Below are 15,041 nucleotides of genomic sequence, written 5' to 3' on the forward strand. Positions count from 1 at the left end.
CTTCCTTTTTATCAGCGTGACTCTCATTCCTGACCTATCATGAAAAATTCAGATATTCCCGAATCTAGCTATCTTGGTGAACGGAGTGAAAAGGCAGTTTGGTCGCCTCCCACTCTCAAGGATTTGGGCGATGTTGTGGAAAAGACGCTGGGAAGTCCAGGAACTGGGTCTGACGGCAGTCTCGCGTCCTAACCCGCCTCGAGAACTCGCAGGAATCGTGCGACCATGATGCTTCGACATAGTTTGAAGCGGTAGGTGTGAATCGGAGCTGCCGAAGCTCCCGGCCAATTGTTAACGAGATCTTCAAGTGCAGGAAGATCCAGTGCGTGCGTAGCCAGAGCTGAGGTTCTCGCGTCTGCCAGTTCTTGACGAATTCTAGGCAGTTGCTTTTCCAGGGAGTAGGCCCACCCCGCTGCTTGTAAACCTCGTTTTTTGTTGTTGAGTATCGAAGGAGGAAGGAGCCCTGATCCAATCCTTGTAGCGAGCCAGCGAGGCTGGCCATGCCTCAGGTATTGTGACTCCGGAATGGAGAGGCACCATTGGAGGAGGCGGATGTCACCGAGCGGATCACGCAGCTCGATTCCGAACATAGTGCTGATGCATTGGAGGAATTCGCCGAAATAGTCGTAGCCGATCGCTGTGTCAGATCGGGCCTTTTTTCCATCGTTGGAAACTCTGTATGAGCCGTCTTCGAATTTCTCGCGCAAGCCGTGCTGGAGGATGAAGTCGGAGTTTATGGCAGAATAGCTTTTCCAGGGGAACCCTCCTTTGTTGCGGTACTTCATCGCCATTTTCCAGATTGGATTAGGGCAAAGCGGCATAATGAGTTTCGACCGAGTGAGTGCACTTAGCGGTATCTCTTGCTCACGAGAAGTATCCCGGAGTATTCGAACGAGTTTTCCCCACTGCAACGTTCCAAACAAGGAGGGGAGGTTCCACAGTCCGTCGTAGCTGAAGCTCATGTTCCCTGATTGTCCTGTAAGTAGTACATTGTTTCCTTGTTGGGATGCGACTTCCGCGATGTCTTCCAGCCAGATTTGGTTGAATGGATTTCGATAGGGTCCCTCTAGGAGTTCGGAACGCTTTTCGAAGTTTTTGAAAAGGTTGGGGGTCGTGCTCTCAACGAAGTGGGGGGAGATGTTTGCATGCATTTCGCAAACATCGTGGATGAAGAGGCTTTCGTCGCAGTAGCGGGCTCGGTTGGGAGGAGGGAGGTTGAGGGATTGATCCGGGACCTCGGTATAGGTTTGTATCGCGCCGCCAGATGCGGAGAGCAATCTTGCTGCCGTGCACGCTACTGCTGAGGAGTCGAGTCCCCCGCTCATCATTGCCCCGATTGAAGAAGTGCTTCGGAGATTGGATTTCACGCAGGTGTTTAGAAGCTCTCTACCATGTTCCTCGTACTCTTTGTCGGAGGAGTACTCGACACTTTCGTTTAAGTTTAGGCTCCAGTACTTTTTCAATCTATACCCTTGAGGCCGAACTTCAATGGAGTGACCCGGAGGTAGTCGATCAATGCCTCGATAGAAAGTCGTAGCGTGATTTGAGTGATCCAGGACAAGAAACTCGGCTAGTTTTCGCCCGTTGAGGTTTCGCTTGATCCAAGGCAGGGCAAAGAGACCCTTTGGCATACTGGCGAAAGCGAAGCAGCCATTGCTTTCGTGGTAGAAGACAGTCTTCTCCCCCCGCTGATCGCGCGCGAGGAAAAGGCTTCGCGTCTGTTTTTCCCAGATAGCGAACGTGAAAGCCCCGATGAGGCGCTCAAGGCAGCTGTGCCCCCATTTTTGGTACGAACGAAGTATCAGGGCTGTGTCAGAGATGGGAGCTCTGATCGTGGAGTTTAATCCTAATTTAGGGAGGAGATCGTCCCTATTGTCCAAACGGACGTCGGCTACGATCGTGATGCCATTTTCCACGAGCGGTTGATTATCGTGGTAATCTTCCGGCGTCACGCGGAGTAGGTTTGAGACTAAGCCGCAGTTGTCATCGTACCACTTGCCCGAAGCGTCCGGACCGTGTATTTGAAGTGCTGCCCCTTGTTTGTTAAGGTTTTGAACCGCAACAGGTCCTGTTCTCTCAACAATCCCTGCTATCGCGCTCATCGAACAGTTTTGTGGTGCCGGTTGTTTTGGGAGTCAATCATTGGACCTGCCATTCCTTCTGATATTCCAACACTGCATTGGTGATGTGCCGGCCATGTAGCTGCGAAGGTTAGTTACTCGCCTCTAGAAAGATCCAGCTTGCTGATGTGAGGGTGCAGCCGAAGGATAAGGATTCTGAGATAGTGTGCTCGTTTGGTATCATCTATGCTGGAAAGCGATCTTGGAATTCAACCGAATAACCCCTGTAATGGAAGTCATTGAGCTCCACTTTAACATCGAGAGAAGAGCTTTTTGCTATGAACGATATTCAGACAAATGAGGGCTTTTGATTAGCCTGAAATGGGCTTGCTTTTTTCTCATTCCCACGTGTGACTGACATTCCCATCTACGTATAAGTTCGCAAGACCGATATTTTGAACTCCCTATTGTTGTTTCTTCTCGCGATTCGCAATGCGCATCGTATCCACGCTCTGCTTCCTCATGCCGATGAAAAATAACACAAACATGTGGGCCCATCGATTTCGCCGCCTACTGGCACTCAGTGCAGTGTATTCGATTGCTTGCATAGCAAGTCTCACGCTTGCATTCGAGTTTAGGGATGATTTTACCATATCCGCCGCGACAACCGGAATGCTATGGGATAGCATGTATTGGGTGTTACCGGCTAAATTACTATCCCTCTACCTTTTCGGACAGTATCGCGGATTGCTCACCTTTTTTCGTCTGCCGGACGTGTACCGAGTCGGAGCAGCCTACGGCGTCCCGTCTCTGGTGTTTTTTACAGCTTCCTTTTATCTAGATGGGGGAATGCTCCAATCGAAGTCGGCCATTGTGCTAGATTATTTTTTGTCGGTAACCCTGCTATGTGTCTTTCGGACCTCTCTCCGAATCTACAGGGAAAAGATGGCGGGCGTTCGTGTATTGTCCGATCCCGCAGACCAACACCGTGTGGTGATCTACGGTGCAGGACACACAGGAGCGGCTTTAGCTGCAGATCTCATGGCCAAGCGGCACAAGCCTTTAGTCCCTGTAGCTTTCATCGACGATGACCCATTCAAGTGGGACAAGAACATCCACGGCCTCAAGGTTTTTGCTTCAATCCGAAACGCTTGTGATGCGAGCAGCGGCTGCAGTGCGACCAAGCTCATAGTCGCTATGCCGGGAGCGAGCCCTACCAAAGTGCGCGAGATCACGGAGGAGGCGAGCAAGCTATCGATGAAGGTTGAAATTGTACCATCGTGGGAGGATCTGGCTTCCGGACGAAAAAAGGTAGACCGGATCCGTCCGGTCAAAATTGACGATCTGCTTGGACGAAACTCGATCAAGCTACACTCCAAAAAGGTTCTGGGAGAACTTTCGGGCAAGGTCGTGATGGTCACAGGAGCGGGGGGTACAATTGGCGGAGAGCTTTGCCGTCAGATTGCCCAATGTAATCCGAGTATGGTATTAATGGTTGAGCGAGCCGAGTACCTCTTGTTTCAGACCGAGCAGCGGTTGAAGTCGGAATTTCCCGATGTCGCCTCCCATGCTTTTATTGGTGATATCACCGACGAGGCACGAATGGACTTTTTGATGGAGGGATTCTTGCCGGACGTGATTTTCCATGCAGCAGCTCACAAGCATGTTCCAATGATGGAATACCAGCCGGGAGAGGCAATTCGTAACAACACCTTAGGCACGGCATTGCTCGCCGATTTGGCGATAAAATACGAAGTGGAGCGCTTTGTGTTCATCTCGACGGACAAGGCGGTCAATCCTACGAACGTGATGGGTGTCTCTAAGCGGCTGGCTGAGATTTTTCTACAATCGTTGCAGGACTCTGTTCGCATCCCGCAGTTCGTCGCTGTGCGTTTCGGTAATGTTCTTGGCTCGTCTGGCAGCGTTATTCCAACCTTTAAGCGCCAAATTGAAGAAGGGGGGCCGATCACGGTAACTCACCCAGAGATTACGCGTTACTTTATGACGGTTCCGGAAGCGGTGGGATTGGTCCTTGAGTGCTCCATCGATGCGAAAGGAGGAGAGATATTCGTCCTAGACATGGGCGAACCGATTAAGATCTACGATCTGGCGAAGCAAATGATCAAACTCAGTGGGCTAAAGGAGGGTGAAGACATTGATATCGTCTTCTCAGGCCTTCGACCTGGGGAAAAGCTCTACGAGGAACTTCAGCATGGCCAAGAGACCTTGGAAGTCACTGAGAATAGTAAGGTTTTCCGTTTTACCGGCAGGAAATCCAACGAAGAAGAAGTACGCAAGTTCTTGAAGGAGCTTTCGCCTTTGCTCCGGTCCTCAGATTTTAACGCGCTCAAGCGGAAAATCCACAGCTTCGTTCCTGAGTACGTTCCTGACTACTCCGCACCAGCTTGGGCTCCGGCTCATGCCGAAGTTGGTTACGCTTATCGCAGGGATGGAGTTGTTTTCGAAGCAGGCGAGAAGTTGGTAGCTTTCAAGGACCAAACAGCTTGAGGAGTCTTCTCTTGCTCATCTCCGGCAGGTCGCGCGCGAGAGGTGCTATGCGCGAAGCACAGTGAAACCCCCAAAGGAATTCGTTGCTTTGCTTTATGCCCTCGACGCAGAGGGAAGGTCAGATAAGATGAGGCATCTGGAGACCCTCTTAGAGGAGGGCCTCAATTGGGTAGTATTAGAGGAATTATTAGCTAGACACAGAGTACTCGCTTTGTTTGTCCTCAATCTTCGAGCAGCGGGGCTTTGGGAGCTTGTTCCTCGAAAGCGAAGGGGCATCTTGGAAAATCGACTGCGCTCCAATCAGTTTAGGCAATTAGCTGCGATTCGTGATTTGATCGAAGTCGCTAAGTCTCTGAGCGAGAGGCGTATCGAGTCGATTTGCTTGAAGGGGCCGACCTTGGGAGTGCTCCTGTATAAGGATCCGCTTCTGCGCCACTATTCAGATCTAGATATATTGGTTCGTCGTAAGGATGTTTCCGATACCGTAGCGATATTGCTCAGGTTAGGTTTTAGGCTTTCTGATTTGCACGATATCCAAACTCGCGAAGATTCGGACCCAATGTGGAAGCACCTTTACCATGTCCACTTGGAGCGAGGCAGTTTAACTCTCGAGTTGCATTGGAGGTTGTCTAGAAACGACAGACTCTACAACTATCCGATCGAACAACTTTTTACCGAAAAACAGAAAATACATTTAGGCGGAGGTGTCCTGTATACTTTGAGTAATGTGCATCTTCAGGACTATATAGCTTTGCATGGAGCTTCCCATTGCTGGAATCGGTTAAAGTGGCTACACGATGCGAAACTTATTTGTTCCCAAGCAGAGGACTTTATCGAAGATAGGCCTCAAACTGAAGCGGTACGCCTGATGTACTCCCTTTCCCACCGCCTCTGGCAGCAAGATTTTTTGCAGCCGATGCAGAGTTCCCAATGCCGAATTACCTCTCTTTGCTTCCGTCAGCTTGTCTCTCCGGAAGAACATCCACGAGCCATTTCGAATATGCTGAGAAGGACGTGGGTCCTTGCCCTGCTATGCCCCAGTTTGAGTGCAAAGCTCGCCTATTTGAGCGGTATATTCGTCTGGCCGGACGTCTATCAACGAATCCGACTCCCACGCGCGCTGTCTCCTCTATATTATTTTCTTGGCCCAATTTTTTGGGCAATTTCGCAGGTACGATTGTTAGCGAGTCGAGCGTTTGATTCGATACAGTTACGGGGCGGCCGTTGATTAGACGGCTTTGGGCTCTTGGCGTTTTACGCTCTCGGCGAAGTGTAGCACGAAGCAAAAGAAGAGGCCGAAGAAGCCGCCCAGCAAACCAGCTGCAATGACAATGAGAGTCCGTTTCGGTTTAACCCTTTCCTCTGGAGTCATCGCTGGATCTATCACTTTAAAAGCGTAATCTTCCTTTGCGTTAGCTAGCATGGCGTTCTTGGTTTGGCTTTCGATGAGACCATAGAGTGACTCCTTGATCTCTAGAACTCTTGTTTCAGCTATTTGTTTGTTGAGATATTCTAGGTTTTTTTCTGCTTCCAGTTTCGCTTGCTCTCGAAGGTGGGCGTTAAGGCGATCCGCCAGCTGATTCGTCCATTTGGCTGCGAGCACTGGGTCCTGCAACTCCATGGCGAGGGTGACGATTCCAGTTTTCTTATCTTCGGAGATGTTCATGTATTGTCTAAATCGCTCGTAGCTTCGAAGTTTGCTGGGGCGGTTGCCTTCTTGCGTTCGTTCGTTGGATGCGATCCAGGTCTTTGTGTCTTCGTCCCACTGTTTAGGAAAAATTGCTTTGAGCACTTCCTCATCTTCGAGGAATGGCATGAGGAACTTTCGGGACTTCAAGGTTGCGATCGCCGTTTCCGTCGACCCGCCGCTCCCTGGGTTGATGCCGGCCATGGAAGCGAGACCGCCGAATTGGCCGGCTAATGCGGCAAGCCCTCCTCCACCTCGCTCTCCTGTGTTGGGTACCAGTGTAGCTTCAGCTCGGAAGATTTCTGATTGGTTGAGAGCGTAGAAGATTCCGATAATCGCGAAAAGGGGGCCAAACGTCAACCACGGCCACTTGCGCTTCCAGACGATATTCCAAAGGTCGATGAGGGAAAGCTCATCCTCTTCGTGAGGGTAAGGGTATTGTGGATAAGGTGGAGGAGGGGAATTCGAATCAGGCATTTGTTAGTGAAGTGTTTTAGCCGCAGAGTTCGCTGAGATGATTATTGGAGATTTAAAATTGTATATTGAAAGTTGATTCGTATCAGCGATTCGACCGGCCTAGGTGGGTGTCGAATCAGTGATGGGCTTTGAGAGCACCATGGTGCACTTGTAGTTGGTCTTGAATTGTTCCTCGTGATACAACCTTGATCTAGGGCGACCTAAGGGAGAGCGATGGTACTTCCCCTGGGCTTTCTTTTGAGTCGGTAAGGATCTGACGGAATCCTTTGGTGGAGCTTCCGTCAAAGCTTCCGGCTATGTTTGTCATTACAGACAGGCCCGCCCGTTGAATCTGGTCCTTGAGTCCGAAGTCTTTTGAGGATTCGTCTTGCTTGGTCAGTTTGTAGATGAGCTGAACAAGAGATCTTGCTTCCTGCCAAATGGGCAGTTCTTCAAAGAGCTGGTAAGCTGCCATTAATGGTTAATTTTAAATCCGAAATTCAAAATCGACACCCTGTGTCGCTAGAATGAATTGATCGCGGCAGCACCGAGGGCGATTTGGTAGAAGATTTGGCTGGTGGTGGTCCATAGCTTCAAGGGAGCGACTCTATCAACATCGGTTGGCACCACTACGGTGTCGCCTGCTTCGATGATGGTTCCACCTTTCGGAAAGAAGCGGGATCGCTTTTCGGTAAATACTTGGCCATTGGCACGTACGATATAGATCTGCTTTTTGTCCGCCTTTTTTGTCAATCCACCAGACAGGTTGATGTAGTCGAATTGGTTAAAACCGGTTTGGTAAAGATGGGAGGTCGGGTAGTTGACGCTTCCTATAATAGTTACCGCTTGAGGGCGTTGTTTTATAATCAGCTGATCTCCATCGATGACGGTAATATCCTCCAGTCCGTCTAGGACCTTTGGGAGGTCGATCACGAGTCGACCCACGGCTTCCGTATTCTCAAGCTGGTCTAGGATCGACTGTGCGGTTTCTACGCCGTCGAGGGACAGAGCGTCGCTCTGGATCGATGCGGCTGCAATATCGCTGCTGAGACGTTTTCGCAGTCTGAGAAGGTTTGCTTCTTCGGTAAGTCGAAGGCTTTCGCGTATGAAGACGGCAGATTCGGGGTGCGCAAGGTCTGTCAGGCCACCTGCCCGTCCTATGATGCGAGATAGGGTTTCTCCACGCTCGATTATGTAGGAGCCGGGAAAGCGTACTTCACCGCTTAGAATTATCGTTTCTTGGTCCGTCCATTCTGGTATGCGTTTGATGTTTATCTGGTCGAATTCTTGTAGACTGACGTCTTGGCTTCCTCGGCGTTCGTTGAGCAGTCCATCTAGGTTCACGGGTATGAGTATCGACTCTCGCACTGTTTTATTGTTGTCTTGGTAACGAATCAGCTCGGCTTGTAGAGTATAAGCGTCTTCGGTGAAGCCTCCCGCTGCACGAACAAGGTCGGAAACCCCCATAGAGCGATCAAGAGGGTACTCGCCAGGATGTCTTACGCGTCCAGTGATGCTGACTATCTTTTGAGGGGCATCGCTGGTTCCTTGTGCCTTCAGGCGTTCTATCACTTCGACGAGGCCGTCGCGCACCTCCGAGGTTCCGTCGAATACCATGATTCGGTCCTTCGGTTCTAAAACAAGATCATGCGAACTGTCTTTCTCCAGGAAAAGCTGTTCGAGGCTGAAGGATCGGGTGGTAGTCTCACCGTTTAGTGAATTTCTGGATACGACGAGTGCGTAGTCTAGATCCGCTGTGGGTAGAAGTTGCTCTATATGCGGAATAACGTCGGAGATTCTTTGTCCCTCGCGCCATTCGTAGTCTCCGGGACGTTCCACCGCTCCGCTGAGCCGTACGAAGTTCTCGACCCGATCCAATGCGGAGAAAATGCGAATGATGTCCCCGTTTGAGACATTTCTGTCGAGATTGGCCTGTTTGTTGAGGTCGATATCGAGCAGCTTTTTCAGGCCATTTTCTGTGATGCGCTCGATCTGCGAGATGGCCGGATAGGCTTTTGGCGTGAGGCCGCCTGCCATGGCAAAAATGTCGTCGATCGAAGTTTCGGGTTTTACTTCGTAGATGGCGGGGCGCCGAACTTCTCCGGCGATGCCAACGAGAGTGCCGACAGGCGGCACGAAGATTACGTCGCCGGGTTGCAGTCGGGCATCAGCTGAGGTGTCGCCCTGCAATAGCAGGTCGTACAGGTCGAGGGTTGTGACAATCTCGCCGCCGCGCTTAAGCTGGATGTTGCGCAGAGATCCGATGGTGCGAATACCGCCGCTCACGAAGAGGGCATTGGTCATAGTGGAGAGCGAGCTCACCGTGTAAGCTCCCGGCTGATTTACGTCTCCCAGCATGAAGATACGCATGGAGCGGAGCTCACCAAGGCTAACAAAGACTTCGACACCGATCATTTGCTCGCTCACGCGCTGGGCGATAGAGGATTTGAGCTCGTTGAAGCTTTGCCCGGCTACAGAGAGCGGACCCAAATCGGGGATTTGCAGTATTCCGTCTCTTGATACATACAGATCGTAGGAGGCGGCTCCTTTCCCGAAGAATTGGATGCGGAGCTGATCGCCCGGACCGATGACGTAGTCGACCGGTACTGGAATTTCTGTCACTGGAGCGAACGTGGTAGGAGAGCCTTCGAAAAGGTCGTAGCCGAATTGCTTGAGCTCCACTTTAATGACCTTCGCCTCGCTTTTTTCGATGCCTTCGGTCAGTTCGTCGTTAGTGCCGAACTCTTTCTCTACCTGCCCATCTCCTACGTCGACTCCGGTTTCACCTTTCTTGACGACCTCAGGGGTTTCGAGTGCCTGTGCCGCCTTGCTACTGGACTGATTAGATTGTTGTTTGCGCAGCTCGTCCATGGCTTGAGCGCGCAAGGGAGCGGGTAGGGAATCGAGCTTAGCTTGACGTTCGGCAGATAGCGTTTGAGCTTGTGAAGGGGTCGCTGCTGAAGAGGCGAGTATTAGTATTAGGAGTGGATAAAGCAACTTCATGGGAAAGGGTGTAGGTTTAACCGCGAACAATGCGGGGGACGCAAAGTTTTTTAACCGCGAAAGGCGGGAATTTTCGTTTGCCGAGAAATGGAGTTACGACGCGTGAGAGGAAACTCGACGAAACAATGGGTTGTTGTTACCCAACGGGGGGCGGAGATCGCGGAGTTTTTTTTGTGGAGGAGCAGTAGGCGAATCGCACGTTTTGAAATGGGTGGATTTATTACTGCTAACGACGCTAGAATCCGCAAATATGGATTCGGACTACAGTGGTTTGGGATCTTTGGTCTTCGATTTTTCGTCCACACTGCGTCTGATTCGTCGCTTCGTTTTTTTAGTGGTGCGCCGAACGCTCGGTTTGTTCCAAGCGAAACGAATCGGCTTGCCCGATGGGGATGTGGTTTTATAGCAGCACGTGGTGCTTTTCTTTTTGGGGTGTTCTGCCAAGAGTTGACAAGTCGTTTGTCTAAGGTCGCAAGTTTGCCTCGGTCCTGCGTCGCGAGCAGGATTAGGAGGGCATCGGAAGGCGGCTTTGGGCGAAAACGATTCAGCGCGTGGTTGAGAAGACTGATGGTATCGGGCCAGAAAGCGTGGTAACTGTTGTTTGCGAATGGATTGAGCGAGGATAGTGCTTCTTGAATTGTGGTTTCGAATCCGGGTACTTCGGATTTGAAATGACCCGAGTAAATCCGTTCTCGGGCAATGGGCAGCTGGCCCGTGCAAATTGTTCGTTAGCTTTGGGTCTGATACCTCGAAGCTTGCTTCGGCTTTCTGCAGTGCAAGATCGTGGCGTTGGTTGGGTGGGTAAAAGGTGACATCCTCTTTCAAATGCCTCGAAGCTTGCTCCGGGGATCTTTACTAGCAGCAATCTATTCGTGGCAGTCGGCGTGGGGGCTAAAGAGAACATTTCTTCCCTCTGCGAGGCTGCGTTCTCGAAGCCGCTTTGCGGCTCGGCGGTTAAATCAAAAGCTCGTGACGATCGAAAGATGCCCCCCGAAGTCCGGATCGCTTTCGCCGTTTCCTTGATTCTCTTGGTCGATATAGTGGAGGCCTCCCGTTACTCGAATATTCGAGGACTGCAGATTGAAGATTGAAAATTCGTTGAGATCCAATTCGAAGAACCCTTCGATCGAGCTTCCTTCGGCGGGATCGATGGTCACCGAATTGGGGCCGCGACCGTCTCGGTTGAGCGAGTAGTTGCGGTACTTGGCTCCCCAGAGGTTGCCGTTTTCTTGCACGATGAATACTCCTATCGATCGCATCACGCCATCGCCGTCCATGGCGTGACCGATGGCTCGCCCCTTGCGGCGGTAGCCGGAGCGGTAAATGCCGTGGTTATAAGCGGTGTTGAAATCGCGGTCGGGTCGAGGGTCGCGGCGGATGTAGCCTGCCCGTGTATCGGCCCATTCGAAGTATGCTCGCCATGTGGCTTTCTGGGCGTCGAGTTCTCCCCATGTTTCGACGCCGGCCAGTATCATGTTGGCATCTGGCAGATAGGTTTCCTCGTCTTCGCCGGTAAGTTGGGCGTATTGGGCGACGTTCCACCCCGGAATCCTCAAGCGGTAGTCTATGCCTGCTAGCTGGTTGCCCGGTTCGTTCTCGAAGGTTACTCCATTTACACGATTATCTTCACCAATGAGCAGCCGCCAGAAGGTGCTCAGGTCTCCCGGACGTCGATCGCCCGCCCACTGGGCAGTGCGGCTGAGGCCGATGTCTAGGTTGTTCCAGCCGAAAGGGGAGAAATCGATGCGCATGCCAAAGAGTCGTGCGTCCGATCCGGGCCGATCGCCTTCGTCGTTGTCGAGCTGTCCCGTGAAGGTGTTAAGGGTCCAAGGGCCGACCCATTTAAGCCATTTATAATCAAAAATATACGGGGAAATTCGGGTGAGTGACAAGGCAGGTACGGGGCGTGCGTTGTTGGAAAGGATCAGCGATCCATCCCAGCCGGGCCCCCACCACCTATCCACTTGGTCGATACCGAATGACCAGTTGCCAAGTGCAACGGCCAGATAGCTTCCATCGAGCCGGAACTCGTCGCGATCCGGTGGGTTGTCAGAGTAATTAAGACTGATGTTGCCCGCGAACCACTCGCTCAGCCAAGCTTGGGAAAGGGAGGCTTCGAACTGTTGGCGCGGCTGCGATCCGAAGCTGGGAAAGGGTAGCGTGTCGGAAGCGAGTGCAAGCGAGGCTTCGGTAGGTCGCCAGCCTAGTTCGCTGGCAACTTGATAGGTATAAGCGAATCGTTCCCTCGCCGATTCGTAGCCGGAGTTCGAACTTTCAGATGCAGGACCAGTATCCGTAGCTTTGCGCCCCAGCGGCCACGGCCATGTCAGCACAGCGCTTTCGAAGTCACCTGCGCCTTGCAGAAGTAGCATATCGTGTCGGTCTGCAATCGAATTGGAGTCGATTCTGGGAGAGGCTGCGGCGTTGGACGCTAGTAGAGAGACAAGAGTGATCAGTGTATTCTTCACTGCGAAGATGAGATGGGGAAGACTTCCGACATGTAAATCGTAGAGTTTTAAACAGGGTTCGTAGTTCTGAGTTCGGCGCTCGTCGTTGTGACCGCTCAACACGGTGGAAGAAGGAATCTACGTACCTAAGTGTTTCAGGATAATGGAGGGCTTATTAGAGCTTTGTGGATTATTGGGTTGGCTTCGACTGTTATTGTTCAGTGGGCGAGAGGTTTATTTGTTCGCACGTATATTGGCCATTCAAGGGAAAGGCGAGGTGGTGGGGTTTGACTCTGTGCTCGGAAGTATTCGGTAGAAGGGGCGTGTGCCCCCCCTTGAGCTTCTAAATCACCTCCGTGACCGCTCTGGAAGGCCAGGCAACGTTCCAGCTCCCGCAGTTGTTGGTTGTCCGTTCGCTCGCGTGGAACTAGCCAGACCGGTAGGTTTGTATTGACGAAGATGTGGACGAGTAAGCATTGGGTGAAGACCTGGAGTCTGTGCTGAGGTCGGCAAACTGCCTGTCTTTCATCATTTGGGAAGCTTGTGATCTTGCTCGCGCCTTTCTTCTTGCCACCGAGGTATTTTGATTTGTCGATTTTTATAGGCGGACTGACTCATGTCTCGCAATTAGGCCGAGACGGGTGCCTGATTCTCCACATAGCCGCCTTTCTCGGTTATCATTTTAGTATTGCGAGACGTTTGCAATAGCTGAGTCGACCTGTGGAGGCCGCTGGTTTGGCTCGGTATCGCAGCGGTTGTTGTAGAAGGCGAATAGCTACGCCTTCGGGAAGCGCCGTGAGAAACGAAGCAATGCTCCCGCGGGTGCTAGGGCAATTGCGTATGCTGCGAATAGATTTAGGTGCCCGAGGTGGACTAGTCCGGCCGCAAGACCACATAGCACCGCCCAGGCTGTGTAAGCACTCGCTACTTTCTGGTGGCTTGCTTCCGATTGAATCCATCGCTGGTAGAGGTGGGAGCGGTGGGCCTCGGTTAGTTCGCTGAGGCGTACTAATTTTACACCGAGAGCTGAGGCTTTGGAGGCACTTTGTGATGAAGAGTTTTCAATCAGAATGCAGCGTGCCCTCCTGAAAAGCGTGAAAGTACCGTCGAAGATAAAAGGGAAGAGGGTGAGGGCACCGAGGTTGAGCTTGAGCCATATGTCTGCAGGAGTCGGAACGGCGACGAGGATCGGGAGGGCTGCGAAACTGAAGCCTAGGAAGCCGCTTGCCCCGTCGCCCATGAAGACTTTGGCGGGGGACCAGTTGAAGCAAAGGAATGCGAGCAGCCCGCCGAGGAGGGCGGCTGCAAGGGCCGCGGTCTTGAGTGTACCTAGGTTGTCGGCTTCGCCGGCGGGGAAAAGGGAGATTGCGAGCCAGGTGATGGCTGCGGCGATGCCCTGCCCGGTGGCTATGCCGTCGATGCCGTCCATGAAATTGTAGATATTTAGGCAACCAACAATCCATATTGTAAGGGCTGCTAGGCTGACAAAGAGGAGGGGTGAGGACAGGACGTCGGTTCGCTCGGGGGCAGCGAAGATAACTCCGGCGATGAGCAGTCCGGCGGCGAGGATGTGGCTACCGAGGCGAAGTCGGGGACTCAACGTCTTGAGATCGTCAACGAATCCAGTGACTGTGACCAGGGCACCGCCGGCGAGAAGGGCCCAGTCGACGGTAGGTGGCGCGGCGAAGGCAGTGACGACCAATACCGTAAGCAACGCTCCGACCGCGATAAAGATGCCGCCGCCGCGAGGCGTGGGCGAGTTATGTGAGCTTCGCTCGTTGGGTACGTCAACTATATCGTTTGATCGCGCCGCACGAATATAGAATGGTATGCAAATGACACTGAGCAGTCCATTCGCGGCAAGGATATATATTAGCTGTACAGGAGGCATTCGGTTTCGGTAGAAAAAAGGAATGCTCTAAGGCGAAGCGAGAGAGTCCACTGTTTTTTTCAACCCATCTTGGGTGGTTACGGGAGGATTCCAGCCTAGGGTTTCGCGTGTATGGTCGATATTTACCTGAAGTGAGCCGAGCAGTCGCTCTGCAATAGTCCGCTTACCGCACGCGATTGCGATGAGGTTCAGGAATCCCGTGGGAACTGGGATGAGCCGAGGTGGCTGATTCATTGTTTTCGCAATTGATTTGATAAGTTGAGCGGTGGACAGGTCGTTTCCGTCGCTTACAAGAAATGTCTGATTATTGGCGGCCGGATTATTAAGACAGGTAGCTATTAGGTCTACTAGGTTGTCGAGCATCACTAGGCTGCGCTTATTGTCAGCGAGCCCGAATGGAAGGGGGATTCCTCTCGAGACAAAGTGGATCAATTGTCTGAAATTCGCTTTGACTCCTGGCCCATATACGAGGACTGGCCGGATGATGACTATATCGAGACCACTCGACTTTGAGAGGTCTTGTAAAGCGAGTTCTGCTTCGAGTTTGGATATTCCGTAAGGATCACGAGGTGCCGGCATGTCGCCAGCTTTGAAGGGTCGACCGAGAGGCGTCGATTCGCCATTTACCTTTATAGAGCTGAGGAAGATGAAGCGCTTGACTCCGGCGGAAGCGGCTTGTCGAGCAAGTCTGAGAGTACCTTCTACATTGACCTTCCGAAACTCATTCAACGGGTTCTCTGCTGTCTCGGTCATAACGTGCACTCTAGCTGCGCAGTGAACAATGGCCTCAACCCCTTTTAGTAAGGGTGCCCAGTTCTGGTCCTCGGTCAGCCCAGCGTAGATAACCTGTTGGACATCAGCTGGGAGTTCCGTCGAATAATGACGCAATGCAGCGACCGTACTATTCTTACCATCTGTTAGCCTTTCGGCGACCGCTTTGCCGATGAAACCTGAGGCCCCTGTTACCAGTGTCTTCATTGTTGCTCTAC

Annotated in this window: 10 protein-coding genes; 3 read left to right on the forward strand and 7 right to left on the reverse strand. The window is 52.0% G+C overall.

Annotated features, from left to right (window positions below; translation table 11 throughout):
• Positions 1–39: 39 nt before the first annotated feature.
• Entirely contained in the window at positions 40–192 is a 153-nt protein-coding gene (locus QEH53_RS11825) for a lasso RiPP family leader peptide-containing protein (protein ID WP_309023402.1), read from the forward strand.
• On the opposite strand, the gene QEH53_RS11830 is transcribed toward QEH53_RS11825, so the two are convergent.
• Positions 189–2,102 (reverse strand): asparagine synthase-related protein, encoded by a 1,914-nt coding sequence (locus QEH53_RS11830; RefSeq protein ID WP_309023403.1) that lies wholly within the window; start codon positions 2,100–2,102, stop codon positions 189–191. The genes QEH53_RS11825 and QEH53_RS11830 overlap by 4 nt on opposite strands.
• A 486-nt stretch (positions 2,103–2,588) precedes the next feature.
• On the opposite strand from QEH53_RS11830, the gene QEH53_RS11835 reads away from it, so the two are divergent.
• Both QEH53_RS11835 and QEH53_RS24450 read left to right on the forward strand, forming a co-directional pair.
• The gene (locus tag QEH53_RS11835; protein WP_309023404.1) at positions 2,589–4,568 is read left to right on the forward strand and encodes a nucleoside-diphosphate sugar epimerase/dehydratase; all 1,980 of its coding nucleotides are present in this window, start codon (positions 2,589–2,591) and stop codon (positions 4,566–4,568) included.
• Between the two features lie 127 nt (positions 4,569–4,695).
• Positions 4,696–5,796, forward strand: a complete 1,101-nt coding sequence (locus tag QEH53_RS24450; RefSeq protein ID WP_369426442.1) for a nucleotidyltransferase family protein — start codon at positions 4,696–4,698, stop codon at positions 5,794–5,796.
• On the opposite strand, the gene QEH53_RS11840 is transcribed toward QEH53_RS24450, so the two are convergent.
• The 6 genes from QEH53_RS11840 to QEH53_RS11865 all read right to left on the reverse strand — a co-directional run bounded on the left by QEH53_RS11840 (position 5,797) and on the right by QEH53_RS11865 (position 15,030).
• Positions 5,797–6,732: a Wzz/FepE/Etk N-terminal domain-containing protein gene (locus QEH53_RS11840; protein WP_309023405.1), complete on the reverse strand. Its 936-nt coding sequence runs from the start codon at positions 6,730–6,732 to the stop codon at positions 5,797–5,799.
• Between the two features lie 190 nt (positions 6,733–6,922).
• Entirely contained in the window at positions 6,923–7,186 is a 264-nt protein-coding gene (locus QEH53_RS11845; RefSeq protein WP_309023406.1) for a four helix bundle protein, read from the reverse strand.
• A gap of 47 nt (positions 7,187–7,233) precedes the next feature.
• Positions 7,234–9,714, reverse strand: a complete 2,481-nt coding sequence (locus QEH53_RS11850) for an SLBB domain-containing protein (protein ID WP_309023407.1) — start codon at positions 9,712–9,714, stop codon at positions 7,234–7,236.
• Positions 9,715–10,673: 959 nt separating this feature from the next.
• Entirely contained in the window at positions 10,674–12,182 is a 1,509-nt protein-coding gene (locus QEH53_RS11855; protein WP_309023408.1) for a capsule assembly Wzi family protein, read from the reverse strand.
• Positions 12,183–12,936: 754 nt separating this feature from the next.
• On the reverse strand, positions 12,937–14,052 hold the full coding sequence (locus tag QEH53_RS11860; protein WP_309023409.1) for a hypothetical protein: 1,116 nt from the start codon (positions 14,050–14,052) through the stop codon (positions 12,937–12,939).
• Between the two features lie 27 nt (positions 14,053–14,079).
• Positions 14,080–15,030, reverse strand: coding sequence for an SDR family oxidoreductase (locus tag QEH53_RS11865; RefSeq protein WP_309023410.1), 951 nt, complete (start codon positions 15,028–15,030; stop codon positions 14,080–14,082).
• Positions 15,031–15,041 lie beyond the last annotated feature (11 nt).

Origin of the sequence: Pelagicoccus sp. SDUM812002 (assembly GCF_031127835.1) — a bacterium.
Classification (GTDB): Bacteria; Verrucomicrobiota; Verrucomicrobiia; order Opitutales; family Opitutaceae; genus Pelagicoccus.

What these genes read in the sequence shown, in the direction of transcription:
- QEH53_RS11825 (WP_309023402.1), top strand. Translation starts at nt 40, where the DNA reads ATGAAAAATTCAGATATTCCCGAATCTAGCTATCTTGGTGAACGGAGT.
- QEH53_RS11830 (WP_309023403.1), bottom strand. Translation starts at nt 2,102, where the DNA reads ATGAGCGCGATAGCAGGGATTGTTGAGAGAACAGGACCTGTTGCGGTT.
- QEH53_RS11835 (WP_309023404.1), top strand. Translation starts at nt 2,589, where the DNA reads ATGAAAAATAACACAAACATGTGGGCCCATCGATTTCGCCGCCTACTG.
- QEH53_RS24450 (WP_369426442.1), top strand. Translation starts at nt 4,696, where the DNA reads ATGAGGCATCTGGAGACCCTCTTAGAGGAGGGCCTCAATTGGGTAGTA.
- QEH53_RS11840 (WP_309023405.1), bottom strand. Translation starts at nt 6,732, where the DNA reads ATGCCTGATTCGAATTCCCCTCCTCCACCTTATCCACAATACCCTTAC.
- QEH53_RS11845 (WP_309023406.1), bottom strand. Translation starts at nt 7,186, where the DNA reads ATGGCAGCTTACCAGCTCTTTGAAGAACTGCCCATTTGGCAGGAAGCA.
- QEH53_RS11850 (WP_309023407.1), bottom strand. Translation starts at nt 9,714, where the DNA reads ATGAAGTTGCTTTATCCACTCCTAATACTAATACTCGCCTCTTCAGCA.
- QEH53_RS11860 (WP_309023409.1), bottom strand. Translation starts at nt 14,052, where the DNA reads ATGCCTCCTGTACAGCTAATATATATCCTTGCCGCGAATGGACTGCTC.
- QEH53_RS11865 (WP_309023410.1), bottom strand. Translation starts at nt 15,030, where the DNA reads ATGAAGACACTGGTAACAGGGGCCTCAGGTTTCATCGGCAAAGCGGTC.